A 24,996-nucleotide genomic window follows, 5' to 3' on the forward strand; every position below is an offset into this window, starting at 1 on the left:
AACGCTCCTATTTTCACGGTTGGGTCAATCTGGCTCCAAAACCAGTGTGTCAGTTCTTATCCCGTCCATTTAGCTGTAACTTAGCTGTAACCGCGAGATTAGGAGATTTGCTGCCGATGAATTGGCCGTTATGCTGAAAAACAGCTGTAAATTCAAAACCGGCAACCTTGTAACAGCTGATTGCCCAGCTTTAGGTTTAGCAATCAAGCAACCAGAAGTTGAGCGACAATAGGGTAAGTAGGACTGATGAATTTCCATGCCCCTAACGATTCTTGTGGCTGACGATGATTTGGGCACGCGCCTCTCCGTCAGTGACTACCTCACGATATTGGGCTATGCGGTAATTACGGCTGAAAATGGGCAAAAAGCTCTGGAAATGGTCGGCCAGTATCAACCGCATCTGATTGTGACGGACATTATGATGCCGTTACTGGATGGGTACGAGTTTATTCGGCAGGTACGCTGTCAGCCTGCATTTCGCTTGCTGCCGGTGATCTTCTTGACAGCTCGCACCAACACCGAAGAACGGATTCGGGGCTATCAGTTAGGTTGCGATGCCTATTTGCCCAAACCATTTGAATTGGCAGAACTGGGTGCAGTTGTACGGAATTTGCTAGAGCGCTCGCAAATGATTGAATCCGAGTGGCGGCTGCGGCTGCGTTCGGTTGAGTCGGTTGGCCCTGAAACTCATGAAACTGAACCAGTAACAACGTTTGAGAAAAAGACAGCCGCTATGGCGACGGTGACGCTAGAACTGACAACTCGTGAGCAGGAAGTGTTGGCAGTCTTAGTCGAATGCCTATCAAACGTGCAGATTGCCGATCGGCTCCACCTCAGCCCTCGCACAGTAGAAAAATATGTCAGCAGCCTTCTGCGCAAAACCCAGACCAATAATCGGGCCGAGCTAGTGCGCTTTGCGATTGAGCATCATCTAGTGAATTCATAGGTAAAGCTCGATATCAAAAGGTAGATCCAGCGATTTTTCTACCGGATTCCCTTGCTAAATTCAGCCGAATTCTAAAGAATGTTAGTACACAAGCCAATTCGGTCGGTTTGTGGTTCAAAATCGAATTGAATTTGGACTATGGGACTGAATTTAGCCCACCCGCTTAACTAAAACTGAACACCCAATCTTAAAGACTTTCTCGAAATCATGGATGTAAAACTGATTTTGTTGGCCCTAACTCCCGTTTTCATCATTGCTTGTTTGTTCTTTGGTACCCGTAACGGCTTCTACGATACGGATAACTATCATGGCAACGGCTCTGCCCACTAGAACTTGCTTTTAGAGGTTTTAGTTTCTAGAGTTTTCAGTTCTGAGTTTTCAGGTGCATTGGCCCGTTCTTGGGGCACTCGTTGGAGATGGCAATCGTTTCACCCTTGAGCGCTTCTTGCTGGCGTTGCAGCCGTCGCAGGGCTACGCCTCGGTTATACCAGGTGAGGGCATCTTTGGGGCGTTTTTTCAGGATGCGCTCATAGCCTTTGATCACGTCCTCGTGGCGTCCCAGCCGATCGAGGGCAAAACAGTAAGCCTGTAAAACGGCGCGGTCGTTGGGGTCGAACTTGATGGCCTGAGTGTAGCTAGCAATGGCCTTTTGCCATTCTCCGGCTTCCAGCAGTGCGTCACCCTGATTGCGCCAATAGGTGAAGTTAAGCTGTTGGGATACAACTCCGGTTAGTTCCTTTGGCTGCGTGTCTTGCAGCGAGAGCATCCCGCTCGGACTGATCAGGTTGGGACTAACCGTTTCAACCTCCCGAATCAAAAGTTCCAAATTAGCAGCACTGCTATCTTGATCGAGTTCCATGCTCAAGCCCATTCCTGATCCAATAATCGATATCAGACAAAAATCTAGACAGGCTAGCCAAGCCAGCCAGGGTAGAATAGCCCTTCCCCTACTTCATTCCTACAAGCCGAACCAATCCAATTCAGGGGAATACCTGTGGACTCTGGGTGAAGATTTCTAGAGCAGGCGCATGGGTCTAGCTACCAGTCAACAAAATTTCTGCGGCAAATTTACTCACTTAGATTGAGCTGGGAGTCCTTTTAAGTCATGCTAGTTAGGGCTAGAAACCGTTAGTCGTATCTGTAGACTTAATTCGCAGACTTAATTCGCAGACTTAATTCGCAGACTTATTGGAGGAAAATTTGTCATGACCGCAGGACTCGATCCCGTCAAGTTGATGAAACAAGAAGTTGGCAGAGCCGCCGCGAACCGAGTGCAGTATGGCTCAATTGTGGGCTTGGGAACGGGTTCAACCACGGCCTTTGCGATTCAATTTCTGGGAGAGCGGCTCAAATCTGGGGAGCTGAAAGACATTAAAGGCATTCCCACCTCCTTCCAGGCATCGGTGTTGGCTAAGCAGTATGGCATTCCCCTCACAACTCTCGATGAAATTGACAAAATCGACATCGCCATCGACGGGGCCGATGAAGTGGATCCCAACAAAAACCTGATCAAAGGTGGCGGTGCGGCTCACACCAGAGAAAAAATCGTCGATTCGTTAGCCGATTTGTTTATTGTAGTTGTGGATAGCTCCAAGCTAGTGGAGCGGCTTGGGTCTACCTTTCCCCTACCCCTAGAAGTATTGCCAGTCGCCATTTCACCTGTGACCAAAGCGGTCGAGAAGCTGGGCGGCATCCCTGAGCTGCGCATGGCAGTCAAAAAAGATGGTCCCGTCATCACCGACCAAGGCAACATGATTATTGATGTCAAGTTCGACGCTATCGACAATCCTGCCGAGATGGAGAAAACCCTCAACAACATTCCCGGCGTTCTAGATAACGGCTTGTTCGTCAACGTGGCCGATATTATTCTGGTGGGCGAAGTAAAAGATGGACAGCCGAGCGTAAGAGAAATTTAAGACGCCAGCGCTAAGCAGGTTTAGAAAAATGATTGAGGCGGCGCGCCAGCTGTTTGGTTTTGAGGCCGTACTCAATCGCTTCTAGGACTCGGACTACGCCGGTAGTGTTGATCATTTCGGTAGGTTTACCGGCCCGCTGAGCAGCGTGAATGGCTTTATCGGTGAGTTTATGGCTGGTATAGCCAGTGAGAATCAGAATCAGATCGGCATTGGCAATGTGGGTCTCGGCCTGTTCGGCGATCTGCGGACCCGCTTGAGCCGTACACCAAACCAGGTTGACGTTGGCATCTCGCAGGCGATTGCGAATGGCGGTTTCCAGCCGGTCATGGCCGCCAAAAATTACGACTTTGCCTTCCAATTGGCCATAGGGATTGGGGCGTTTTTCGGAACTGCGGTGACGGACGCGGGGCTGCACATCCGGTGCCCGATCGACTCGTGCCCGGTTTTCTAAGGCTTTGTTGTAGATAAAGCTCAGGGTCTGCTCATGGCTGCCTCGTAACCGCGCTACGGGGCCTTCTTCACTAGAGAGTCTCGCACGCGCTCAGTGATGCGTTTTAGCATCGACTCATAGTCCAGCGCCTTTTTCAACTGCTCTGTGCGCTGCTGCACCTCCCGTTCCAAATCCAAGTTCAGCCGGTATGCCTGCTGATAGAGTTCTGAATGCTGTAACGCAATTGCGGCCTCCTGGGCCACTTGCTGAAGAGTGTCGATCTCAAACCACTGCCAAATCCGTTGGCTCTGCTGATAGACCACAATCAGGCCCGAAATCTTGTTTACTCGCTGAATCAGAGCCGTTAGCAAAGCCATTCCCGGCTGTACCAGCGGTACTAAGGCTGGAGGAATAGGAGCACTACTTCCATCAAATCCGAGCGGAATGTCCTGCTGACAAAAGGCAACGAGTTCGCTCACTTGCGCGGTGTTTAGCGTGGTGCCTAGCCGTGTTTTAGCTGAGCTAGGAGTTGCAGTCACAATGGTCGCGGCCACAGAGTCTGTTACAGGAATGGTTTGAGGATTCGTCTGGGTTTTGGCAGGATCATAAATCCAATCATCAACCAACTGATACACCACCGCATGATCAGCCTGGAGCAATTGCTGAGCTGCCACAGCAGTTTGAGCCAAAATCTCTTGCGGATTTAGCGACTGCCGCAGTTTCTGAGTGATCTGCATCAGTTGGCGCTCGTGCTGATATTGGTTCAGCAGTTGTTCATGCTGGTGCTGATACTGGTGCTGATACTGATGTTGGTACTGGTGCTGGAGCATCAGTGGTTCAGATGGATGAACTGCTGTTTGAGAGCCAGTCAGTAGCTCAAATAGCCGTCTCACTTCTGCCACGGCAGCCGCTCGCTCAGCCGCAGATAGCTCTGGATTCGAAAGAGAGTGGAGAACGGCATCCAACTGTTGCTGCACGACCTCGATTGGAGACTTTCCAGGAAGATGCACGCCGTCCTCCAAATAGTTCAACTGGCCGCGCTGTTGATTAAATGCCACTGGCGATTCTCAACAACGGCTCGATTCACCAAGTTGAACATATCGCGGCAATGATTATTGCTTTGCAGCGGTAGCTCCTCGTTTTTAACCACGAAACTCATGCGAACTTCCGCCTCAGGCGACGCAAACCGATCAATCAGCACTTCTACCGTCACTAGCTTGGCAAACGAGACACCACCGGGGACTTCACGAGCCACCAAATAGTCTTCTGTTGAGTAAATCACATCCATCCGGCAGGAGCGGAGAATATCAGTCAGCATCTGCCGCAAACGGTCAAAGGATACCGACACAGTGAATAGACTAGTGTAACGAGCCATAGGCAACCCCGGATGTCTAGCTGTGCAACCGTCTGATCTTACCCAACCGGAATTTCTACCTGACGTCAAGATGCAAGCGTAACAAATTCCGCATTTGCGGTAAGACCATCCCAGGCTCGGTCGTCGTGCGACCGTTCTTCCTATCTTAGCTTCTATACTCAGTTCGGTAGAGTCGATCAGAAAGTTTGATATCAAATCTGCTCTTGTTCAAATTATTCTATGTGCCATGCCAGGAAAGTTCATTGTTTTTGAAGGGGTAGAAGGATCGGGCAAGACCACCCAAATTGAGCAAACGCGAGCTTGGTTGCTGAGCAGTCCTGTGATTGCTCGCCTCCGGCAGCAGAACCAGGTTTCTCAAGTTATTACAACCCGCGAACCGGGCGGAACGCCCATCGGTAAAACCCTGCGGCAGTTACTGCTCCAGCCCAGTGACGAAGCGATTCCAGACCGGACCGAACTGCTGCTCTATGCGGCTGACCGTGCCCAGCATGTAGAAACGTTCCTTAAGCCGCTGTTGGCCACCGGAGCGGTTATTCTCTGTGACCGCTACACTGATTCCACGGTGGCCTATCAGGGCTATGGTCGTGGCTTGAATCGACTGCTGATCGATCAGCTCAATCAAATTGCCACCAACGGCCTACAAAGCGACCTCACCTTCTGGCTCGATGTGAATGTAGAAGTTGGATTAGCGCGTGCCCGCGACCGGGCGGCCCAAGATCGGAATTTGATTCAAAAAGTCATCCTGCGGTGGATTGGCTTCGATCACATCCAAACAGAGATCGGCATTGCGCGAGAGGGTATTGCGCAGATCCCAGCCATAAACCGCCAGATTGTGATTCATCGGCTGCTGGGGGTCCGGTAAAACCGAGCCTTCTCCCCGCTCCCAGTAGTCCTCCACCTGGTCGAGAAACTCGCGCACCACAATTAGACCAGGCGCAAACTCCCACCAGTCTAGCGTGTCGCCAAAGCGCTTCTCTAGCTCGCGCACCAATCGCTCTAGGTTCAAGGGCAGGCCGTCACCCGGTCCACCATAGCTGGGAAACCGGAAGGTTGTCCCCCCCAATTCCTGGGCAATCAGAGCCGGATAGGACAGGTGGGTATTAAAAATAGCGCCACTCTGAAAGCCTTGGGTGAGGGAATCACCAATCGTGACCAGGCGATGGCGGGGCCGACCCGACCAATCCACTTGAACCGGAATTCCTAGCGTGGGATCGGTGACAGGACGGCGAGCCTCGGCGCGAATAATCACATCTGGAGGCGTTTTGGTGTCGAGCATAGCAGGGGTGACATTCCGGGGCATGGCGGCTCCTCAAAGCTGTCTGAAATCTAGCCTATTTTGGATAATTCTGGCGAAAATGCAAAATCAGGATATATGAATGCAAAACCTTCATAAATCTCAACGAAACTGTAGCGATGACTACTGGTTTTCTGAAGCAGACTTAATACCTTGAAGTAAGACGAATAAATAGACGGCCACTTCTGTTCCCACCTACAGTCATCATCCACACTCACCGCCTACAGTCACCACCTACAGTCATTAATCGCTCATTAGTCACTATCAATAGTCACTATCAAATCATTGATGGCCGCTACAGCTTACAGCGCTTCTCAGAGCAGCGAGCTACTTGGTTTCGCCCATTTAGCATTCCTTTACACCTGCTATTCCTTGGCTGAGCCAATGCTGCCTGTCTGCAATTTGCTGCTAGTTTGAACCATCTGCTTGCAAATAAATCCTTTAACAGTCTGCCTGCGTCTGCGTTAGCGTCCTCCTATCCTAATTTGCCACCCATGAATCGTGCGGTTCTGTCTGATCAATTTTCTACCTCATCTCATCATTTCTATGCTGGCAAAGTGTACCTGGTTGGTGCCGGTCCTGGCGATCCCGGTTTGCTGACCCTAAAGGCAAAAGTGCTGCTCGAACATGCCGATGTTGTAATCTACGATGCTCTGGTTAGCCCAGCGATTCTGGCGATGATCAACCCCCAAGCCGAACAGATCAATGCCGGAAAACGGCGGGGACGGCACTCGTTGCCCCAGGAGGAAACCACCCAGCTTTTGATCGAGAAAGCCAAAACTCATGCGGTCGTGGTGCGACTCAAAGGCGGCGATCCGTTTGTGTTTGGTCGGGGTGGTGAGGAAATGGAGGATTTGATTTATGCCGGTGTATCCGTAGAAGTAGTTCCAGGCATCACTTCTGGTATTGCAGCTCCTGCCTACGCAGGTATTCCCTTAACTCATCGCCGGTATAGTTCTTCGGTTACGTTTGTCACCGGCCATGAATCAGTCGGAAAATATCGGCCTCAAGTCAACTGGCAGGCCATTGCCCATGCCTCAGAAACGATTGTGGTTTACATGGGTATTCACAATTTGGGTTACATTGTGGAGCAACTCACAACGGCAGGACTCAGTTCTGAAACGCCGGTTGCGCTAGTTCGCTGGGGCACGCGACCAGAGCAGGAAACGTTGCTGGGTACGTTAGCGACGATTGTAGAGCAGGCGATTAGCAACCAGTTTGAAGCACCTGCCATTGTTGTAGTCGGTGAAGTGGTAAATCTTCATACTCTCCTGAGTCAGGCAGAAGTAGCGCAGTGCATTTAATCTCATCCTGAGTTTGTGCCCAATCAGGCGGCTAAAGCCACGCCTACACAGACCAAACCTGCCTTCGCAGGTTACTCAACGGGCATTCGACGAAGCTCAGCCGAGTTGCCAACTTGATTTGCATAGGCGGAAGATTTTCAATTTCCTTTGGGCTGATAGACGTATCCAATTCGGACCGGGTCGTTTCGACCAACGGCGGGGTCGTCGTGATCGTTACCGTTTCTTCAATGCTGCCCGGTTGGAGTGTGAAATTCACATTCTGACGTGAGCCGACGTTCAACTCTACATCTTCGATGAGAGAGCGGCTAAATGATTGTGCCTCCGCCGAAACGTTGTAGCGTCCTGGCGGTAAGCTGGTTACGACGAACTCGCCATCGTTACCAGTTGTTGTTGTGCGTTCGGCGCCGGTGCCGCGGTTGGTGACCACTACCTTTGCACCTGCCACGACATTACCATTGGCGTCAACCACACGCCCGGTCATCGAGGCAGTGGTAACCTGCGCCTCAACTGCCGAAAACAACAAGCCGATGAATGCAAACGAGAGCAACATCGAGCTAAGGAAAACTAATTGTTTTCGAAACATATTTTGGGAACCTCCGATTGTCGATTTGGTTGGATTTTTCATCTTTTTGCCCGACAAATGACCGCATTCGGGCAGATTTGATTCAAGTTACAAAGAAGTTAAATCGAAACTCGCTTGCGCAGTAGGCCAAATACGTTCCATTAGTCAAAAATGACCAACCACCGTAAAAAGTCAACAATTCGCGGGGTTTTTTGTTGAAGATCCGGCAGGCTATCCAAAAAGTTGGATTTATCGCATAAAATTTTGAATATTCAATGACTCATAGTCTCGTCAGATAGCCAATTGGGTATCGACAGGCTCGATGCGGATCATCTTTACTAGGAGTTACTTTAAGAGCGCATATGTGCAATATTTTTCTTGACCAGATAAATTAGTGTTGTTTCAATTTAGTCTATGGGACATTACCAATTTTGGCTAGTGCGAGCATCTTTGTTCGTTTGGTTCATTTTAGTGTTGCTGTTGGGCACATCTGCAGTATCCGGGCAGATAAAGACATTTCGTTGGGACACCGAGATGTGCACATTTTCAGGCACGTACGATTCACGGAAATATACAGAAAAACAGCTTCGAGATACGCTGAAGTTGCTGAACGGAGCAAACGCTTATCTTTCGAAAGGTCCGTGGGTGTGGAAGTGGGAAGACATCGAATCGATCGATGTTCCTGCACTTGATGCCGAGTACCGTGCGAAGCGGGCAGAGATCGAATCGCTCGAGGTGGTGCCGCTTCCGTATTGGCAGAATGTTAAGGCAGCACAACTGAAAGAGCTGGACCAGGTTTATCGACATCAGAAAACAAAAGCACTCGCCTATACTGATCCGAAGGTATTGAGAGATTACCCTGCTGCACCTGCTTGTAAAGCTAAATACGTTGAGCCGCTAATTGCCCGAGATGACACCCTCCTGAAGGTTTGGCTGGATGTGAATATGAACTCGAGAAGCAATAATGCCGATCCGGGCAGGCTAAAACGCATCTTTGATGAACAAATGGCATCTCCGGATCGCATAAAATTCGCGGTCGTTGAAGTAATGGGATTCGGTTGGGGAAATTGTGCAAATGCAGAGATCGAACGTGACGAAGGCGCCAGTGATGGATCGCACGAGAAGGAATTCAGAAAACTGTTTACCCGTGTTCGAACGATCGAATGTGAAGAGCCCTAATCTTCCGAGGGTTTGCCAACTGCCTTTCGTTGGTTCTCAAAATGCATGAAAATGTCATTCGCCGCGCGGTTCCCAACAAAGGGTCTTAATTGGTCGACCGTGGCTTTTGCTATTCGTTCGATCGAGCCAAATTCTTTAAGCAACTTCATCTTACGCTTTTCACCTATACCCGGGATCGCTGAAAGTTCGGAGGTGAAGTCGCGTTTCTCACGGCGTTTACGGTGAAACTCGACCGCAGTCTTGTGGGTTTCTTCCCGTATTTGAAGTACGAGCCGAAATGCCAGCGAGTTGCGGTCGAAACTGATCGGACGGTCTTCGCGTCCGTGTACCAATAGGTGCGATATCTCATTGTGCCGCTTGGGCGGCTTGACGATCCCGACGAGCATGTCGCAGTTTTAAGGAGTTGCAGCACAGGCCAATTCCCACCCCGATCTGGATTGCCTTGGTGATGGCAAGTTTCTCGATTTCTGGCTTTCCAATGTTGTCGGGCTTTGGGGCCAAGGTGCTGACCATGAAAAGCTTAGCGCCTTGGCAGCCAATGGCGATGAATTTAGCGGCATTGGGAACGGCCATCTCGTTTGCCAAATTTATCTTTTTGCCCCACAAGTCCCAAGAGCCAGCTAGCGTCAAACCCGGTTTTTGGGCAGCGGTGATTTTGCTGATCGGTGGGTTGCTGATTGCTAATGTGGTGTATTTCGAGGCATATACCCTGGCAAATATTGCCAAACCGTTAGCGATTATAGGATTGGGCTGGGTGGCTTATTTTGCTATCTTTCGCCGCACCACTGTCAAATTGCCGCGCGTTCTAGAAGAATTTGATCATCTAATCGGAGTGATGAGCTTGATGTTGATCCTACTGTTTTGGATGGTGTGGGCATGATCGGACATCTGATTCTGCGATTGACTATTTGGTTTCTGCTCACGGCCAATTTCAGTTTGGCCAATATCATCATTGGTGTGATCATTGCTCTGATATTACCCAGAGGCTTCCCGGGTTCTGAGCGGTTCAGGGATTGGCTGCAATCATTTTGGAAAATCATCGTGGCGATTCCCCAAGCCTATGTTGAATCATTCGATATGATCCTGAATCCCCATCTTGAAGAAGAGATCGTCATGGAACGGGTGCCAGCACCCCGCTCATCGCGATTAATCTTCTTAGATGTGTTTCTGATTACCTTCACACCCAAAACGATTGTTGTGAAATACCACGAAGAGGGTTGGTACGAAGTTCACTATGTGCGCAGGAGGAAGAGACGATGATCCTGAACCTGGCGTTGATTGCCATGATTCTGGCCCTACTGATTCCAATTTACACGGTTTGTAAGGATCAAGATATTTGGCAGCGAATGTTAGCCTTTGCCAGTGTGGCATCTAAGGCAGCGATTCTAATCCTGGTGATTTCGGTGCTGCGGGATGACTGGATGATTGGCGTGGTCGGGGTGATTATCCTCAGCGTCGGCAATGCTGGATTGATGCTGCTGGCTCACATTATCAAGCGCATGAATGATTTAGCGAGCACATGAATGATTGAAAGCTAGTGGATTTTATGAAGCACACATAGAACTTGTCTATAGAAACTATGATCAATCTATTGAGCTATTTTTGTATTGCCACTGGCATTGTCTTTTGGTCTTGGGGCACAGCGGATCTGCTCAGTAAACGCTCGGTATTATTTAAGCTGCACAGCCTGTCGGTTGCCGATACCCTTGGCTCAATTGCAATTGTGGTGGGTTTGCTGCTGAAAATTCCTAGAGAATGGCCGCTGCTGTTGCTGGCGATTATTTGCCTTGCCCTTTGGAATACCATGCTGGGATATGTGTTGGCCTATTGTTCTAGCGCTAGTAACGGAGGTAGCTGTGACTGTAAGTTATGTATATGTGCTGACGGCCCTGTTACCGTTGACGGCCTCCATACTGGTGACTCAGGCCAACCCCTATCATGCGCTGGTGCTGCGCGGGATTTTAGGCGCAGTGGCCGCCTTAGTTTACACAGTTTTAGGCGCGGCAGATGTGGCCCTGACCGAAGCGTTGGTAGGCACCATGCTGGCAATTACACTGTATGCGGTGGCGGTGCGTTCGTCACTGGTGATGCGGCTGGGTGTACTGAAGGAAGCAATACCAGATTGGAGAGCTGCATCAAAATCAGATGACGCGCTGGTTGCTTTGCACCAGGCTGATCAGGCTAATTCTGAACAGCCGAGTTTTGCGCCACTTTTAAGTGATCTGCGCACCGTTTGCAGTAAACACCATCTGCGACTTGAGCTAGTCTCCTATCCGGATTCCCAAGCCTTGCAGCAAGCGTTAGTGGACAAAGAAATTCACGCTTCTCTTCGAGTAGAACATAAAGATAGATATTTCCCTGAATCTAGTTTTGAACCTAACTCGGAAGCCAGGGTGTTGAGTTCAACATCACGGGTGAAATTTTACCAGGCTGGAATATTATCGCAGGCTACGCCTATACCGATGCTCGAATTAGCGAAGACAATGATTTTCCCGTTGGCAATCGCATCAATAATGTTCCTGAAAATAGCTTTAACCTGTGGACAACTTACAGATTTCAAGCGGGTAGTTTAGAAGGTTTAGGGTTTGGTTTAGGGCTATTTTATCAGGGCGAACGACAAGGGGATCTGGCAAACACATTTCAGCTTCCTAGTTACCTACGAACAGATGCCGCTATTTTCTATGAACGCGATCGATTCAGGGCTGCACTCAATTTTAGGAATCTCTTTGATATTGAATATTATGAAACGGCGTCCAGCGTTCTTTCAGTTTTTCCGGGTGCTCCCTTTGAGGTACAAGGAACAATTTCTTGGACATTTTGAGTAGGTTTCTATGAGCAGGTTTCTAGATCGCCTCACATATCTAATACTCCTTGGAATTATGACCTGCCTGGTCATTACGGCTTGTAGTCCAAGTAGCTCCAAACAGCCTAGTTTAGTCCAACCCGTGAATAACTGTCGCCTCGTACAACACACGATGGGAGAAACATGTGTTCCGAACCCTCCCCAGCGTCTTGTTACACTATCTCAATTTACTCTAGCCAATGTACTTGCTTTAGGATTTAAGCCAGTCGGCAGCACATCTAATGCTCGGCAAGTTGATTTTCCAGCCTACTTAAAAAATGAGCCACAAGGAATCAAGAAATTGGGGAGAGAAGAAGCGCCAAATCTAGAAGGAATATTGCTACTCAAGCCCGATCTCATTCTCGGCAAAGACAATTCTGAAGCAATCTATCCCCACCTTTCTCAAATCGCTCCTACAGTGTTGGGAAAATGGGAAAGTACTCCATCCTGGCGCGAACATTTCAACTTTGTCGCTGAAGTATTAGATAGAAAAGAACTAGCACAACAGTTGTGGAAAAGGTATAACCAACGAATTCAAGCCCTAAAAGTAGATTTAGACAATCGATATCAAAATCAACAAATATCGGTAATCAGAATTAGTAACGATGGTTCAATCGTTGTTGATGCTAAGAACTCATTTGTTGGCTCTATTCTGAATGATATTGGATTACAACGCCCGAAATTACAGGAGGCTGTCGGACTTTACGGTGTGGCAGTCAGTAACTTATCTGAGGAAAATTTGAATGAAATTGATGGTGATATTCTTTTTATTTTGACTTTCACGGACGACGATCGAAACAAGCTGCAAGACTTGCAACGAAAGCCTCTTTGGCAAACGCTTAGAGCCGTTCAGCAAGGAAAGGTATACCTCGTTGAAGGGGAAACTTGGGTCGGTTCAACCATTCTTGCTGCCGACGCTGTCATTAATGATCTTTACAAATATCTTGTCAATACACCTTAAAATCTATGCCGAAACACATTCTCATTCGCAGATCTTGTACCTATTTTCCTCAAGAAAGTCCCCCGATTACCAAGGTGGCAAACACAATGTTCTATGCCATCAAACCATTCCTTTGAAAACCGATTGGGCTTTGCACTGCGCGATCGCATATTTACCTTTCAAGCGATCGAATGGTTGAAGCACTGGAGAGGATCGATGGGGTCGATCGAATTTACCAAATGGTTTCAACGTCAGACAGGCGAATTTGGCGTTGGCAAAGCCTCTCCTTTGGAGAATCGCGACTAATTACGGGAACACCTAGATGTAAAGCTGTTGCTGCAATCATGCGACCGGGTAGATCGGGAACTTGCGATCGCTCAACCCGGCTCAAGGCTTGAGCAACATAACGATTAAAAGGAACCTCAGCTAACACTGCGTTTTCATCATCAACGGCTTCCAACAACCGCTCAAGTGTCTCCGTTGCAATTCGTCCTCGCTCACTCAGGTAAACAATTTCAGCCAAAGTAATCGATGAAAAAGCCACCTGGTTTCCCTCAGCCGCAATCTGCTCGATGGCTGTTCTGGCAATCTCAGAGAGCCGACGACTATTCGAGCTGAGAAATTAACCCTGTACGACTTAGAAAAACGGTTCAACATGCAGCCAGTGCGGGAGTGCCAGTTTTTCTCAGAATGGCAAACGGGATTACCAGAGCTAACCGAACCAGAAAAGCACCGGTTGAATCGCACTAAGCAGAAGTACTTGCATCTTCCGGCCCGTCGATGCCAGCGGAAATGGTGAAAATGGTGGGGTTTCTCTGCAACCTGGATTACCTCAGCTCCTTGCCTATATGTTGACATCGCCCCAGGCTGAACCACCCGTCTATGGGATAGTTGATAACGGCAGCAATTTCATTTTTTTCGAAGCTGGATGCCGCGTTATGCTTTGTCGGATGCTTGTTCCCGCAGGGTGGGCAGACCATCTATCTATAATGTTATAAAATTTCTCGGCAAGCAATAAAACAATAGAAGCCGACAGATTCATAAATGACTTTGCAAATATTGCAGCATACGACCTGACTAATATTTCGCCAACTTCCATTCGTTCTTTCCGGTCATCTCATTTATACAGATTCTATGCAGGTAAATGATTAAAATCTCACTTGATTTGCCAATTCAGTCATAATCAAACTGTTTACAGCTGTATATATTAAAAGTGCAAGAATTGAAGTACAAGAATTGAAGTACAAAAGCTAAAAGCACAGCCGAATCAAATTTTTGCTCATGTCTCGCCGTTGTTGGCTGACAGGCTTGACGTATTTGGCATAATCCAAAACTCCTCAACAGAACTTGTAGATATGCAACAAAAGATTAAACTTTCTTGCAGCTAGGCGAAGGAAATGGCTTTGCCAAAGTGCCTGAAATGCTTCTCAAGCGAAGCTTTTGCCGTTTTCTATCTTTGTCTAGCATGCTCTGATTCCCTACTTCCCAGTTTCCCCTTTCTGCGACAATCAAGAACAGCCTTACCAACCTCAAATTCAAGCCTTTAGCCTGTCTTTAGCCTAACTTGCTCTTTAGCCTAACTAGAACTAGAGTTGCTTTACAAAAGCTGTCTCACAAATGCCTTAGCCTCCTTGGGAAAACGCAAATCAGCATAACGGAGATCTGAATTTATGAAATTGGCCTACTGGATGTATGCCGGACCGGCGCATATTGGGACGCTTCGCATCGCCAGTTCTTTTAAAAACGTTCATGCCATCATGCACGCCCCCCTGGGAGATGACTATTTCAACGTCATGCGGTCCATGCTAGAGCGAGAGCGCGACTTCACGCCCGTCACGGCTAGCATCGTCGATCGCAATGTTTTAGCTCGCGGTTCTCAGGAAAAAGTGGTCGAAAATATTACCCGCAAAGATCAGGAAGAGCATCCAGACTTGATTGTGCTGACGCCCACCTGCACCTCCAGCATTTTGCAAGAAGATTTGCAGAACTTTGTGGACCGGGCGCAACTCGAAGCCAAAGGTGATGTGCTGCTGGCGGATGTGAACCACTACCGTGTCAATGAACTGCAAGCCGCTGACCGCACCTTGCAACAAATCGTGCAGTTTTACATCGATAAAGCCCGCAAGAAAAACGAACTGCCCCAGGGAAAAACCGAAAAGCCCTCGGTGAATATCATCGGCATCTCGACATTGGGCTTTCACAACAACCACGACCGCACTGAACTGAAGCGGCTGATGGCCGATCTGGGCATTGAAGTGAACGCAGTGATTCCAGACGGAGCTTCGGTACATGAGCTGAAGAATCTGCCGCGCGCTTGGTTTAACCTAGTGCCCTATCGAGAGCTGGGACTGATGGCAGCAAACTATCTGCAAACCGAGTTCAACATGCCGTTGGTGAATATTACCCCAATGGGCTTGGTGGAAACGGCTCGCTGTATCCGTGCCATCCAAAAGGTGCTGAACGAGCAGGGTGCCGATGTGGACTATGAGTCGTTCATTGATGAGCAGACTCGTTTTGTGTCGCAGGCGGCCTGGTTCTCGCGCTCGATTGACTGCCAAAACCTGACGGGCAAGAAAGCGGTCGTATTTGGCGACAACACCCAATGAGTGCCTTCGCGACGATCCTAGAAGATATTGATCATCAAGATAAGGCAGCCTACATGCATCTAAAGCGCTGCGAACACTGGCTGAGCAACCCGCCTACCGATGCACTCTGGGATGAGGGCGTTTGGACAATGGAAGAGAAATAGCTTGTGTTTCTGCCGTTTTGCCCTAGCCTCGATTGTGCAGGCGGCTGTGCAAGCTAGGACTGAAACGGATTTTCGCCGATACCCAGCTCTTTTTTGCTGCGTTTGAGCTGTTTCCACAAGGCATGAATTTGCTGATAGGACTCTTCCGGGGAAAGCTTACCGTTAGTTTGCAGGCCGCAGATGAGGCTGACCCGATGCGAAAACTCCTGCAAGTTGGCATTAAAAACCAGATTTTCCGGCTGTACCGAACCTCGGTAATGACTGCGGGGATAGAGAAAATTGTAGCGATCGACCATCAGCCGCCTCCTTAGTCAGAATTTAAGTAAAAATCTTAACCATTCTTAATTAGTCGATTGATTAACCAGCTCTTAATCTGATCTTAACCTCATTAGAGTGAAATCGCCTACACCCCAAGGGGTGAAGTAACTACACAAGCCTTGGAGTTTTGGGATACTTGGGAGATGCTCCTGGGCCAGGTTAAACCCTTCCTCTTACCCAAAAACAGGTTGCAGTGAAAAATGCCCAGCCAATTTCGTCCTAGATTAGTCCTGTGGCCAGGAAGCATAAAACATGTTGGACCAGAAAACAGAGAGAATTTAAACCTATTGACAAACTGGGCCACTATTTGGGAGTACTTGCCCGGTAGAATGATTAAGTTCGCTTAAAACTTTCCTTTCTCCTGCTGCAATGACGGCCCATTCTATCGTTTACGAAGGCAAAGCTAAAATCCTCTACACAACGGATGATCCAAACGTTCTGTTGACCTATTTTAAGGACGACGCGACAGCATTTAATGCTCAGAAGCGCGGCAGTATTGCTGGCAAAGGTGAGATGAATTGCGCAATTTCAAGCCATTTGTTTCAGCTTTTGGAAACGCAAGGCATTGCCACCCACTGGTTAGGGCGACCAGCTCCCAACGAAATGCAGGTCCAGGCCGTAAAAATTTTGCCTTTAGAAGTCGTGCTCAGGAACATTGCTGCCGGTAGCCTCTGTCAACAAACAGGGATACCTCTGGGAACGGTGCTAAAGGAGCCGTTGGTAGAGTTTTACTACAAGAATGACTCGTTGGGTGATCCGCTGCTAACGCCCGATCGCCTACGGTTGCTAGAGTTGGCGACTCCAGAACAGGTCGAGCAGCTGCGCTCCACCGCCTTGCAAATCAATCAGGTGCTGACTGGCTTTTTTCAGAAGTGTGGCATCACGCTGGTAGATTTCAAGCTGGAATTTGGTCTTGATGCGAATCAAAGGCTGCTGTTGGCCGATGAAATTAGTCCAGATACCTGTCGGCTTTGGAATCAGGCAGACTCTGATCCAAGCCAGCGGGTGCTCGACAAAGATCGATTCCGTCATGATTTAGGCAATGTAGAGGCCGCCTACCGACAGGTGCTAGACCGAGTTCTGGCACAACCGGTTCAACCGTAGGGTGAAGCAATGCTGTAAAATTGCTCCGTTACATTTGTACATCTTCCCAATTTCCAGTTTTCTTTAGATTGTTCGATTCTGACCTGTTCTTACTTGGTCGTTCGGTGTGTGGAAGTGCCAAATTATTTGAACTGTATGCAAGTATCTCCTTTCGTGCTGGCAGCCTTAACTGCCTCTGCGGCGCTTGGCGTTGCCAACCCAGTCAAAGCACAGTCGCCTGACTCTGTGGAACCCAACCCTGGGACTGTCAACAGCGTGGAGTACGCAGAATCTGCAGAATCTACAGATAGCCTCAACCTTGATTTTAAACCAGACTCTTTTGAAGGCAATGACGCTACTCTGGCTTCGGTATCAGAAATCGGGACACCGGAAACTGCGGCTGCTCAATCGATTGAGCAACCCGTTGAACAGCCATCGGACTTGCAGGCCTTTCGATCGATGTATTCCTCATAAACCTTTTCCCGGATCGCCTCACGAACTTTCTGGACAAGTATCTGTTTCGCCGTTTGGGCTGCGATGCGGCCCATTTCTTCCTGCGGAAGCGGAATTTGGAGCATATCGCCGACTTCTATCTCATCGCCGGCCATTTCTTGCGCCTCAACAAGCGAAAGTTCTGCGTTCGGATCTTCGACCTCATCCACAACGACCTTTTGAAGGGATATCTCAATGATCCCCTCTTCATTGTTCCAATCAACTTCGATGTTATCACCGGTCTTGTCCTGCGACCTGAACTGTTTACGGGCCGCAGCTTTTACCGCGTCCTTCATCGCCTCGATCACCATTTCGCGATCCAGTCCCTGTTCGTTACACAGTGCCTCGATACTTTGTCCGATTGCTGAGATCATATTCCTGCAACATCTTGCCGCCATTCATAGAGCAGCAAACTTTATCCTTTCAAACTTGCCCCAAGATCGACCTTGAGGTTCGCCTGTTTAATATTTCCAATATCAATGACAACGCGACCCGAATCTCTGTCGAACACGACTACCGAATCGCCTTCCACCCCACCGATCAAGCCGGTAAAACTCGCCTTTCCATTTATCTTTTCAATTGTCTTTAGGCGAACGGAATGACCCTCGAACTTCTTGAAGTCATCGATACGATAGAGCCCGCGTTCTATTCCCGGAGACGACACTTCCAATATGTAAGATGACGGTATCAGGTCGTCTGCATCAAGCCGCTGCTCGATCGCTCTCGATGCATCGGCACAATCGTCAAGCGTTATGCCTTCTGGCTTGTCAATATAGATCCGGATCACGGGCCTTTTCTTTGACCCGGCAGTCTCGGCATGAACGAATTCGAAACCCGTTGCCTCGACTGTTTCACGGGAAATTACCCGGATCCTTTCCATTACGTCGACGCCTATCATTCTATCTAGAGCTGCAAAACAAAAAGTGGGCTCGAGACCCACTCATCACGGACCACACCTGAAATCAAATGAGGATAATACTACATCTTAGCCCCTAAACTCAAGGGAGTTTCACAGATTCTGTTCGATCTTGCCAAGAAGCCCCCCAACGTTCCCATAGGTTTCCTTTAGCGTGGAGAACTTTTTCTTATCAGGTTTGGCGGTGAATTCTTCTAGCATCACAAGCAATTCCTTAGCTCCGGTAACTGCCCGCTTCGAGAAACGCTCAAGTTCCTGTCCCTTATCCGGAAGCCCCGCCAGTGATTTCTTTGCTTCGGCAGCTCCCCAATGAGTCAAACGAATGACGTGCTTTGTTTTGGTTTCAGTTACCCAGCTTTCATCCATCAGGAACTTGCTGATGTCGTTAAGACTAGGAAAAAAGCCCTCTCGTTTGAGAAGATCGACGAGATCAACATCAACGGTATCTTTTCCGTCGGTTTCCTCATAGATCTTGGTCAGTACTTTGTGATATACGTCCATATTCGATTCAGCTGGCCATACCCAAGCCAATATTCCAAGATATTATCCTGACTTTCGCATATCAAAAACCAGCGAAGCCGCGCCGATCATTCCAGAATCGTCCCCAAGTTCGGCGCGGACAAGTTTAGCACGTTCGGCAGGACGGCGAAATGCCCTAGCCTTTATTGTTTCCCGCATACTGCCTGAAAACATATCCCATGCTCCCGAAAGGCCGCCGCCAATGACAATGACCTCTGGGTTGAATATATTTATGAATCCTGCAATGGCGATGCCAAGAGCCTCCCCCATTCGATCAAATACTGCGAGTGCAAGTTGATCGCGTCGAACTGCATACTCGTAAAGATCAATTGGAGTGACGTTTCCACGCCCATGAAGCTCAGAATCAGGAAACTCCTGCTCGAAATCGGTAAATACCTTTGCTAGCCCAGTAGCCGAAGCATACTGCTCAAGGCATCCTTTGCTCCCACAACCGCATTCTGATCCATTGGGTTTGACACAAACGTGACCTAGCTCGCCCGCTGTTCCGTCGATACCTCCAGGTGACAGAGTGCAACTGTGAAACATCTCCTGAGCTGAGATAATGAGAAATTATCCTGTTAAGTTGTAAACCTTAGCATGAGCCTCATCCTCTCAGAAAAAGCCTTACCAAATTTGTCCCAGGAAGAGGGGTCTTCTCTTCCCTTGGCTCCACTGGGTAGTTATGAACTCGTTATCCCAGGTTCTGAACCAGCCTCCCAGTCCAGCAGCCGTGGCTACAAGCGATCGATTAACCTGCGCTATGGGTTGAATCTGCTGATTCGAGATTATTGGTTACAGGATGTGTTGGTCGAGGAGAATTTGCCGAGTGCTTCGGAACTCACCCTGGAGTTTGGCTTTAATCTCATCGATCCTAATCTGGATAATGCAGGTAACGCTACCGCTTCAAGTAGTTTTCTTCAACTGACAGACAAACAAACCTGCACAGATTTCCAAGAATGGCAAACCAAAGGTAGGCTCGTCAAAATTGACTTACATTTGGAGTCTCCGGCTGAGTCTCTGTACTTCAGTTCAGAACAACTCGAATTGCTTCCATTTGAGTTGCAGGAAATTGTCGCTCGGCAGCAAGACGATTGGTATACCCCCCTGGGATCGATCGCCCCTAATATTCAACTGGTGCTTCAGCAGATTCTCAACTGTCCCTACACCGGATCAATTCAACAGGTTTATCTGGAAGGAAAAGCTCTGGAATTAATTGCGTTGCAATCGGCTCATTTTTTGCAGTTTGAGCCATCCAGCCCGCGCTATTCCCTAAAACGATCGGATGTTGACCGAATTCATCAAGCTAGAGCGATCGTGACTCAGCGGTTAGAGAATCCCCCTTCGCTGCTGGAGTTGGCTCGTGCAGTGGGGCTAAATGATTGCACTTTGAAGCGGGGCTTCCGTCAAGTATTTAATACCACTGTCTTTGGCTACATCCGGCAGCAACGGTTAACCAAAGCGCGTCAGTTATTACAAGAAACAGAACTGAGCATTGCTGAGGTCACCTGTTTAGTGGGATACACGCACCCCGGACATTTTGCCGCTGCCTTTAAGCGGGAGTTTGGTGTGAGTCCAAAGAGCTTCAAGAATTCCGTTCTGTGACTAGAAAATTCCGTTGTGTAGCAGACGCGATCGCCTGATTCATCCTATGGTTGCCTATATCTATTTGAAAGTCATTTGCAACTGGTTTCCAATGCTGGATGGTGTGAGGGATATGAATCAGATAGGCTGTGGTGTGCTGATGGGGGTAGTCGGAGCGATCGCTACAATAGCTCAACCGATTGCGGTACAGGCGATCGAGGATGAACCTTTGGCAAGAACGAATCCTCCCGCTCCGCAACTGAGCGAACTGGATGCGGCTGCAACAACTGTGGAAGAATGGTTGGCTCAAGAGGCATCTTTGGCACAGTTGCTGACTCAGGTAATCAGTATTCAGTTGAATGGAACGGAGACCGGGTTGGAGCTAGTCTTAGAAACTGCTGAAGGGCAGTTAACAGATCCGGTAACTTCGGTGGTGGGGAATGCTTTGATTGCTGATATTCCCAATGCAGTGCTGGCGTTGCCGGATGGGGAGGAGGAGTTTCAGCAGGCAAATCCGATCGAGGGGATTGCGTTAGTGAGCGTGACGAGTTTGCCGGATAATCGGGTGCGTGTTGCTATTACAGGGGTAGATGCGCCACCGACGGCGGACGTGCGTGTGGAAGGTCAAGAATTTGTCCTCAGTGTCGTTCCGGGAACGGAAGGGATCAGTTCAGATGAAGATGCCATTCAAGTGGTGGTGGCAGGGGAGCAGGACGAAGGCTATAACCCTTCCAGAGCCACCACTGCTACACGGACGGATACTCCCTTGAGCGATATCCCAGCCTCCATTACAGTGATTCCTCGCCAAGTCATTGAAGATCAGGGAGCCGTTCGACTCGATGAAATATTACGTAATGCAAGTGGGGTGACTTTTTCCAGTTCTTTTGGGAATCGAGGGCAGGATTTTCTAATCCGAGGATTTGGAGCAACGACTATGATGTTTCGCATCAGGTCGCGCGGATCGTGGTCGAGCGTTTTTATGCGCTGCGCGATGAAAGGTGTAAGTATCTCCGCTTTTTCCTTTTCGGTAACAGGGCGATGTATCCCGGTTGCGAAGATAGCCGCCATCTGATGCGGCGGAGTTCCGTTTGCGATCAGCCGCCGGACGAGTAGATTCACGACCTGGCCCGCACCGGCTCGGCGGGTTGCATCGGGCACTACAAATAGAACAGAGCCACCGTCAGATGTAAGTTCTTCGAGCGGCTCTGTGGCTAATGGCCTGTCAAGGCTCCCTCCGATCTCCGCATCGGTCAAAGGGTGGGCAGATCTCGGCGGCGACAGCAATTCAAAACGATCTTTATTGTATTCGAGTTCGAACTGTTGCCGTCCGTAACCGAAAGCCGTCTTCTGCATAAATTCAGGAAATAAGCCGTGAGATAGCAATTGTCCAAGAGCTAATGCAAATGGTTCTTGGCCGGTTCAAAACATCGCGTGCCGGTCTCGCAAATGTAAACGGCTTCGGCCTCGTTGTCGAGCGTTTCCATTTGTATCGTAAGATGGCTGATGCCGAAATCTGTTCGCAGCCGGTCGCGGATAACGCCAAGCAATTCTGAATGAAGGACCGATTCGTCGTGCGTAATGTGTGCCGAAAGAGCATCAATGCCGGAAGAGATCGTCCAGACATGCAGATCGTGGATACCGGCTACTCCATCAACGTCCAGTATTGCAGTTTCGACCTTTGCTAGTTCTATGTGACGCGGCGTACCCTCCAGAAGCACGTTGACCGATTCAAGTATCAGCCGCCATGCGCTTATTATTATTACAAGACTGATCGCAACGCTACACAGCGGATCCGCCCAATACCAACCAAAGGTAATTATCAATACCCCTGCAGTTATTGCCGCGACCGAACCCAGCAGATCGCCCATGACATGGAGCCAGGCACCGCGCAGATTCAGGTCATGTTTGTGATCCGAGTGCAGCAGCGACGCGGCGATGATATTAACCACCAGGCCGCCGGCCGCAACCAGCGTCATTTCAAAACCTTTAACGGCTGGCGGCGCGGACCAGCGTTCGTATGCTTCAAAGATGATCCAGATAGAAAGCAACGCGAGCGCGATGCCGTTCAAGAATGCGGCTAAGATCTCCGTCCGATAATAGCCGTATGTTTTCTTTGATGTGGCTGGTCGCCGGGCAAACCAGATCGCACCAAGCGTAAGCGAAAGTGCGGCCACATCCGTGAACATATGACCGGCGTCCGCGATCAGAGCCAAAGAATTCGCAAGCCATCCGCCGACCGCCTCGACCACCATATAAATGAAGGTGATCACCAAGGCGATCTTTAGCTTCAATACGCTTTTTTCTGAGCGGCGATGATCTTTATGTGTTGTGCTCAATTCAAAATATCGTGGGCATCAATACCGTCGCACCACACGAGATGTTCTTAACGATAGAACAAATCCCGCACGGTTGCCGTCCACGTCGTTCATTTCGATGGCGACCTCGGTCTTCGGGGTGGAGATCTGCATACGGAAAGACCCGTCCCCGCCGGCGAAGACCTCGCGGCCGACCGCGCGCACCAAAAGTCCCGGCCGCGTTTTACCGGAGATAATGTAAATATTGCCGCCTACGTTCTCGATCTTCCAATCTGTTACATCCACCGTCATTGCAGCCTGTCGCCGGACCACGGTAAAACGGCCGGGCTCGCTCCAATCGCTCGTTTGACCGGAGCGCGCGGTTGATTTCAGACGCCAATAATATGTTCCGGGCCCTAGGCCGGCAAGGCGGAATTCGCGTGCCGTTAGGTTAGATCGGTCGGCAAGTATCGCATCGGCAGCGAAAGAAGGAGACCGAGTTATTTGTATGTAATATGAGGCGATCGGCCCGCCGCCGGCGTCTTGCCAATTGAACGTGATATTAACGCCCGAGCCAGTCGAATCTGTTATTTGTGCACCGCTTGCGGGGGAGGTCAGCCGAGGTAAGATGAGCAAAGAGAAATTTGATCGGTCGAAGCCGCACGTGAATATAGGGACGATAGGGCACGTGGATCATGGTAAGACGACGTTGACGGCGGCGATCACGAAGGTATTGGCGAAGCACAATCCGAAGATCACGGTGCGGGCATTTGATTCGATCGACAATGCGCCTGAGGAGAAGGCGAGGGGTATCACGATCGCGACGGCGCACGTTGAGTATGAGACGGCGAATCGGCATTATGCGCACGTAGATTGTCCCGGGCACGCTGACTATGTGAAGAACATGATCACAGGGGCGGCACAGATGGACGGGGCTATCCTGGTGGTAGCGGCGACGGATGGGCCGATGCCGCAGACGCGGGAGCACATATTGCTGGCTCGTCAGGTAGGCGTACCGGCGATGGTGGTGTTCATGAACAAGGTGGACATGGTGGACGACGCGGAGCTTTTGGAGCTTGTGGAGATGGAGATCCGGGAGCTTTTGTCGAGCTATGAGTTCCCTGGGGACGATATCCCTGTGATCAAGGGTTCGGCATTGAAGGCGCTTGAAGGGGACGAGAAATGGGAGAAGACGATCGATGAGCTGATGGAAGCGGTGGACAGCTATATCCCGACGCCTGAGCGCGAGACTGACAAGCCGTTCCTGATGCCCGTTGAGGACATCTTCACCATTCAGGGGAGAGGCACGGTAGCGACGGGCCGTATCGAGCGAGGGACGATCAACGTGAACGAGCCGGTGGAGATCGTGGGGATCCGCGAGACGAAGAACTCTGTGGTAACGGGCGTTGAGATGTTCAAGAAGCTGCTTGATTCGGGAATGGCAGGAGACAACGTCGGGCTGCTTTTGAGAGGCGTTGAGCGTAAGGAGATCGAGCGCGGACAGGTGATAGCCAAGCCTGGAACGATCACGCCGCATACGAAGTTCAAGGCGGAGGCATACGTGCTGACGAAAGAAGAAGGCGGACGCCACACGCCGTTCTTTACGGGCTACCGGCCGCAGTTCTACTTCCGTACGACGGACGTTACGGGAGTGGCGAACCTGCCGGCAGGAGTTGAGATGGTGATGCCGGGCGATAACATCCAGATGGAGATCGAACTGATCGCCCCGATCGCAATGGAAAAAGGGCTCCGCTTCGCTATCCGCGAAGGCGGCCGCACCGTCGGTGCAGGCACGGTTACGGAGATCGTTGAATAGTTGGAAATTAGGCAGCGGGCAGTCGGCAAAATAAACGAACTGCTAACTGCTCGCGGCCCAGCCAATAGCTGAGAGCAATATATATGCTGAGTGAAAAGATCCGGATCAAGCTGAAGGCGTACGATCATCGCGTTCTTGATCAATCGACCCAGGAGATCGTCGATACGGCGAAGCGAACCGGTGCAAGGATCGCGGGACCGATCCCGCTTCCGACCGTTAAGAATAAGTGGACCGTTCTCAGGTCGCCGCACGTTGACAAGAAATCACGTGAGCAGTTTGAGATCAGGACACATAAGCGCCTGATGGATATTCTCGATCCGACATCGGAGACTGTCGATGCTTTGATGAAGCTCGACCTTCCGGCCGGCGTGGATGTTGAGATAAAGGCTTTTGGTAAGAACTAACTGATTTTTGATTTTAGGTCCTGTATATTTGGCTCG

31 protein-coding genes and 4 pseudogenes are annotated in these 24,996 nt (G+C 49.7%); 20 read left to right on the forward strand and 15 right to left on the reverse strand.

The features are described from left to right. Window positions 1–256 precede the first annotated feature (256 nt). Both JVX88_RS23570 and JVX88_RS40970 read left to right on the forward strand, forming a co-directional pair. Window positions 257–946: a response regulator transcription factor gene (locus tag JVX88_RS23570; protein WP_211620758.1), complete on the forward strand. Its 690-nt coding sequence runs from the start codon at window positions 257–259 to the stop codon at window positions 944–946. A 207-nt stretch (window positions 947–1,153) separates the two neighbouring features. Continuing rightward, entirely contained in the window at window positions 1,154–1,276 is a 123-nt protein-coding gene (locus tag JVX88_RS40970) for a hypothetical protein (protein ID WP_036000008.1), read from the forward strand. 34 nt (window positions 1,277–1,310) lie between these two features. On the opposite strand, the gene JVX88_RS23575 is transcribed toward JVX88_RS40970, so the two are convergent. Beyond that, window positions 1,311–1,805 (reverse strand): tetratricopeptide repeat protein, encoded by a 495-nt coding sequence (locus JVX88_RS23575; RefSeq protein WP_211620760.1) that lies wholly within the window; start codon window positions 1,803–1,805, stop codon window positions 1,311–1,313. A 346-nt stretch (window positions 1,806–2,151) separates the two neighbouring features. Here JVX88_RS23575 and rpiA point away from each other — a divergent pair, with 346 nt between their 5' ends. Next, entirely contained in the window at window positions 2,152–2,862 is a 711-nt protein-coding gene (gene rpiA, locus JVX88_RS23580; protein WP_211620762.1) for a ribose-5-phosphate isomerase RpiA, read from the forward strand. Window positions 2,863–2,872: 10 nt separating this feature from the next. On the opposite strand, the gene JVX88_RS23585 is transcribed toward rpiA, so the two are convergent. The 3 genes from JVX88_RS23585 to JVX88_RS23595 form a co-directional block, all read right to left on the reverse strand. Continuing rightward, on the reverse strand, window positions 2,873–3,277 hold the full coding sequence (locus JVX88_RS23585; RefSeq protein ID WP_225931152.1) for a DUF2325 domain-containing protein: 405 nt from the start codon (window positions 3,275–3,277) through the stop codon (window positions 2,873–2,875). Between the two features lie 89 nt (window positions 3,278–3,366). After that, on the reverse strand, window positions 3,367–4,350 hold the full coding sequence (locus JVX88_RS23590) for a GAF domain-containing protein (RefSeq protein WP_211620765.1): 984 nt from the start codon (window positions 4,348–4,350) through the stop codon (window positions 3,367–3,369). Next, entirely contained in the window at window positions 4,320–4,667 is a 348-nt protein-coding gene (locus tag JVX88_RS23595) for a hypothetical protein (protein ID WP_035997616.1), read from the reverse strand. The genes JVX88_RS23590 and JVX88_RS23595 overlap by 31 nt, the downstream gene beginning before the upstream one ends. A gap of 226 nt (window positions 4,668–4,893) precedes the next feature. On the opposite strand from JVX88_RS23595, the gene tmk reads away from it, so the two are divergent. Both tmk and cobA read left to right on the forward strand, forming a co-directional pair. Beyond that, window positions 4,894–5,529, forward strand: coding sequence for a dTMP kinase (gene tmk, locus JVX88_RS23600; RefSeq protein WP_211620768.1), 636 nt, complete (start codon window positions 4,894–4,896; stop codon window positions 5,527–5,529). A 926-nt stretch (window positions 5,530–6,455) separates the two neighbouring features. Next, window positions 6,456–7,265 carry a uroporphyrinogen-III C-methyltransferase gene (cobA, locus tag JVX88_RS23605; RefSeq protein ID WP_211620771.1) on the forward strand — a complete coding sequence of 270 codons (810 nt, stop codon included), beginning with the start codon at window positions 6,456–6,458 and terminating at the stop codon, window positions 7,263–7,265. Window positions 7,266–7,308: 43 nt separating this feature from the next. On the opposite strand, the gene JVX88_RS23610 is transcribed toward cobA, so the two are convergent. Beyond that, the gene (locus tag JVX88_RS23610; protein ID WP_211620774.1) at window positions 7,309–7,848 is read right to left on the reverse strand and encodes a carboxypeptidase-like regulatory domain-containing protein; all 540 of its coding nucleotides are present in this window, start codon (window positions 7,846–7,848) and stop codon (window positions 7,309–7,311) included. A gap of 393 nt (window positions 7,849–8,241) precedes the next feature. Between JVX88_RS23610 and JVX88_RS23615 the strand changes: the two genes are divergently transcribed. Further along, entirely contained in the window at window positions 8,242–9,006 is a 765-nt protein-coding gene (locus JVX88_RS23615; protein WP_211620777.1) for a hypothetical protein, read from the forward strand. Here the strand turns inward: JVX88_RS23615 and JVX88_RS23620 are convergent. Further along, window positions 9,003–9,392, reverse strand: a complete 390-nt coding sequence (locus tag JVX88_RS23620) for a helix-hairpin-helix domain-containing protein (protein ID WP_211620780.1) — start codon at window positions 9,390–9,392, stop codon at window positions 9,003–9,005. The two genes, JVX88_RS23615 and JVX88_RS23620, sit on opposite strands and share 4 nt — an antisense overlap. Before the next feature lie 17 nt (window positions 9,393–9,409). Here JVX88_RS23620 and JVX88_RS23625 point away from each other — a divergent pair, with 17 nt between their 5' ends. From JVX88_RS23625 to JVX88_RS23655, 7 genes and pseudogenes are all read left to right on the forward strand, one after another. Continuing rightward, a complete protein-coding gene (locus tag JVX88_RS23625; protein ID WP_263975222.1) occupies window positions 9,410–9,886 on the forward strand; it encodes a hypothetical protein in 477 nt (158 codons plus the stop codon). Beyond that, a complete protein-coding gene (locus JVX88_RS23630) occupies window positions 9,883–10,266 on the forward strand; it encodes a Na+/H+ antiporter subunit E (protein ID WP_036001912.1) in 384 nt (127 codons plus the stop codon). Before JVX88_RS23625 ends, JVX88_RS23630 begins: the two co-directional genes overlap by 4 nt. Further along, window positions 10,263–10,529, forward strand: a complete 267-nt coding sequence (locus JVX88_RS23635; RefSeq protein ID WP_036001909.1) for a hypothetical protein — start codon at window positions 10,263–10,265, stop codon at window positions 10,527–10,529. The genes JVX88_RS23630 and JVX88_RS23635 overlap by 4 nt, the downstream gene beginning before the upstream one ends. Before the next feature lie 56 nt (window positions 10,530–10,585). Next, window positions 10,586–10,825 (forward strand): annotated as a pseudogene (locus JVX88_RS23640) (monovalent cation/H(+) antiporter subunit G); the annotation flags it as partial. Continuing rightward, window positions 10,821–11,336: pseudogene (locus JVX88_RS23645) on the forward strand (DUF4040 domain-containing protein); the annotation flags it as partial. The pseudogenes JVX88_RS23640 and JVX88_RS23645, both read left to right, overlap by 5 nt. A gap of 110 nt (window positions 11,337–11,446) precedes the next feature. After that, window positions 11,447–11,827, forward strand: a complete 381-nt coding sequence (locus JVX88_RS44335) for a TonB-dependent receptor domain-containing protein (RefSeq protein WP_315875356.1) — start codon at window positions 11,447–11,449, stop codon at window positions 11,825–11,827. A 154-nt stretch (window positions 11,828–11,981) separates the two neighbouring features. After that, the gene (locus JVX88_RS23655; RefSeq protein WP_211620783.1) at window positions 11,982–12,809 is read left to right on the forward strand and encodes an iron-siderophore ABC transporter substrate-binding protein; all 828 of its coding nucleotides are present in this window, start codon (window positions 11,982–11,984) and stop codon (window positions 12,807–12,809) included. Window positions 12,810–13,020: 211 nt separating this feature from the next. Here the strand turns inward: JVX88_RS23655 and JVX88_RS23660 are convergent, their stop codons facing one another. Beyond that, window positions 13,021–13,377, reverse strand: a complete 357-nt coding sequence (locus tag JVX88_RS23660; protein WP_211628828.1) for a type II toxin-antitoxin system VapC family toxin — start codon at window positions 13,375–13,377, stop codon at window positions 13,021–13,023. A 1,081-nt stretch (window positions 13,378–14,458) separates the two neighbouring features. Here JVX88_RS23660 and JVX88_RS23665 point away from each other — a divergent pair. Further along, window positions 14,459–15,388, forward strand: a pseudogene (locus JVX88_RS23665) (nitrogenase component 1); the annotation flags it as partial. Window positions 15,389–15,390: 2 nt separating this feature from the next. Beyond that, window positions 15,391–15,537 (forward strand): hypothetical protein, encoded by a 147-nt coding sequence (locus JVX88_RS23670; RefSeq protein ID WP_211620786.1) that lies wholly within the window; start codon window positions 15,391–15,393, stop codon window positions 15,535–15,537. Window positions 15,538–15,590: 53 nt separating this feature from the next. Here JVX88_RS23670 and JVX88_RS23675 read toward each other — a convergent pair whose 3' ends face one another. Further along, entirely contained in the window at window positions 15,591–15,833 is a 243-nt protein-coding gene (locus tag JVX88_RS23675) for a hypothetical protein (RefSeq protein ID WP_211620789.1), read from the reverse strand. A gap of 391 nt (window positions 15,834–16,224) precedes the next feature. On the opposite strand from JVX88_RS23675, the gene purC reads away from it, so the two are divergent. After that, the gene (purC, locus tag JVX88_RS23680; RefSeq protein ID WP_211620792.1) at window positions 16,225–16,959 is read left to right on the forward strand and encodes a phosphoribosylaminoimidazolesuccinocarboxamide synthase; all 735 of its coding nucleotides are present in this window, start codon (window positions 16,225–16,227) and stop codon (window positions 16,957–16,959) included. 383 nt (window positions 16,960–17,342) lie between these two features. On the opposite strand, the gene JVX88_RS23685 is transcribed toward purC, so the two are convergent. The 4 genes from JVX88_RS23685 to JVX88_RS23700 form a co-directional block, all read right to left on the reverse strand. Next, the gene (locus JVX88_RS23685) at window positions 17,343–17,804 is read right to left on the reverse strand and encodes a NusA N-terminal domain-containing protein (RefSeq protein ID WP_211620795.1); all 462 of its coding nucleotides are present in this window, start codon (window positions 17,802–17,804) and stop codon (window positions 17,343–17,345) included. A gap of 41 nt (window positions 17,805–17,845) precedes the next feature. Further along, on the reverse strand, window positions 17,846–18,328 hold the full coding sequence (rimP, locus tag JVX88_RS23690; protein WP_211620796.1) for a ribosome maturation factor RimP: 483 nt from the start codon (window positions 18,326–18,328) through the stop codon (window positions 17,846–17,848). 111 nt (window positions 18,329–18,439) lie between these two features. Then, window positions 18,440–18,847: a hypothetical protein gene (locus tag JVX88_RS23695; protein ID WP_211620799.1), complete on the reverse strand. Its 408-nt coding sequence runs from the start codon at window positions 18,845–18,847 to the stop codon at window positions 18,440–18,442. Window positions 18,848–18,889: 42 nt separating this feature from the next. Beyond that, window positions 18,890–19,411: an ROK family protein gene (locus JVX88_RS23700; RefSeq protein ID WP_211620802.1), complete on the reverse strand. Its 522-nt coding sequence runs from the start codon at window positions 19,409–19,411 to the stop codon at window positions 18,890–18,892. Between the two features lie 51 nt (window positions 19,412–19,462). Here JVX88_RS23700 and JVX88_RS23705 point away from each other — a divergent pair, with 51 nt between their 5' ends. Together JVX88_RS23705 and JVX88_RS23710 are read left to right on the forward strand one after the other, a co-directional pair. Next, window positions 19,463–20,467, forward strand: a complete 1,005-nt coding sequence (locus JVX88_RS23705) for an AraC family transcriptional regulator (RefSeq protein WP_211620805.1) — start codon at window positions 19,463–19,465, stop codon at window positions 20,465–20,467. 139 nt (window positions 20,468–20,606) lie between these two features. Then, on the forward strand, window positions 20,607–21,518 hold the full coding sequence (locus JVX88_RS23710) for a TonB-dependent receptor plug domain-containing protein (protein WP_410503798.1): 912 nt from the start codon (window positions 20,607–20,609) through the stop codon (window positions 21,516–21,518). Here JVX88_RS23710 and JVX88_RS44340 read toward each other — a convergent pair. From JVX88_RS44340 to JVX88_RS23720, 3 genes and pseudogenes are all read right to left on the reverse strand, one after another. Then, window positions 21,458–21,799, reverse strand: a pseudogene (locus tag JVX88_RS44340) (lactate racemase domain-containing protein); the annotation flags it as partial. The gene JVX88_RS23710 and the pseudogene JVX88_RS44340 sit on opposite strands and share 61 nt — an antisense overlap. Window positions 21,800–21,840: 41 nt before the next feature. Then, window positions 21,841–22,782 (reverse strand): cation diffusion facilitator family transporter, encoded by a 942-nt coding sequence (locus JVX88_RS23715; RefSeq protein ID WP_211620811.1) that lies wholly within the window; start codon window positions 22,780–22,782, stop codon window positions 21,841–21,843. An 18-nt stretch (window positions 22,783–22,800) separates the two neighbouring features. Continuing rightward, complete coding sequence (locus JVX88_RS23720; RefSeq protein ID WP_211620814.1) at window positions 22,801–23,376, reverse strand: fibronectin type III domain-containing protein; 576 nt, start codon at window positions 23,374–23,376, stop codon at window positions 22,801–22,803. Here JVX88_RS23720 and tuf point away from each other — a divergent pair. After that, window positions 23,369–24,556, forward strand: a complete 1,188-nt coding sequence (gene tuf, locus JVX88_RS23725; protein ID WP_211620817.1) for an elongation factor Tu — start codon at window positions 23,369–23,371, stop codon at window positions 24,554–24,556. The two genes, JVX88_RS23720 and tuf, sit on opposite strands and share 8 nt — an antisense overlap. A gap of 83 nt (window positions 24,557–24,639) precedes the next feature. Further along, window positions 24,640–24,960 carry a 30S ribosomal protein S10 gene (rpsJ, locus tag JVX88_RS23730; RefSeq protein ID WP_211620820.1) on the forward strand — a complete coding sequence of 107 codons (321 nt, stop codon included), beginning with the start codon at window positions 24,640–24,642 and terminating at the stop codon, window positions 24,958–24,960. Window positions 24,961–24,996 lie beyond the last annotated feature (36 nt).

This window comes from Leptolyngbya sp. 7M (assembly GCF_018128485.1).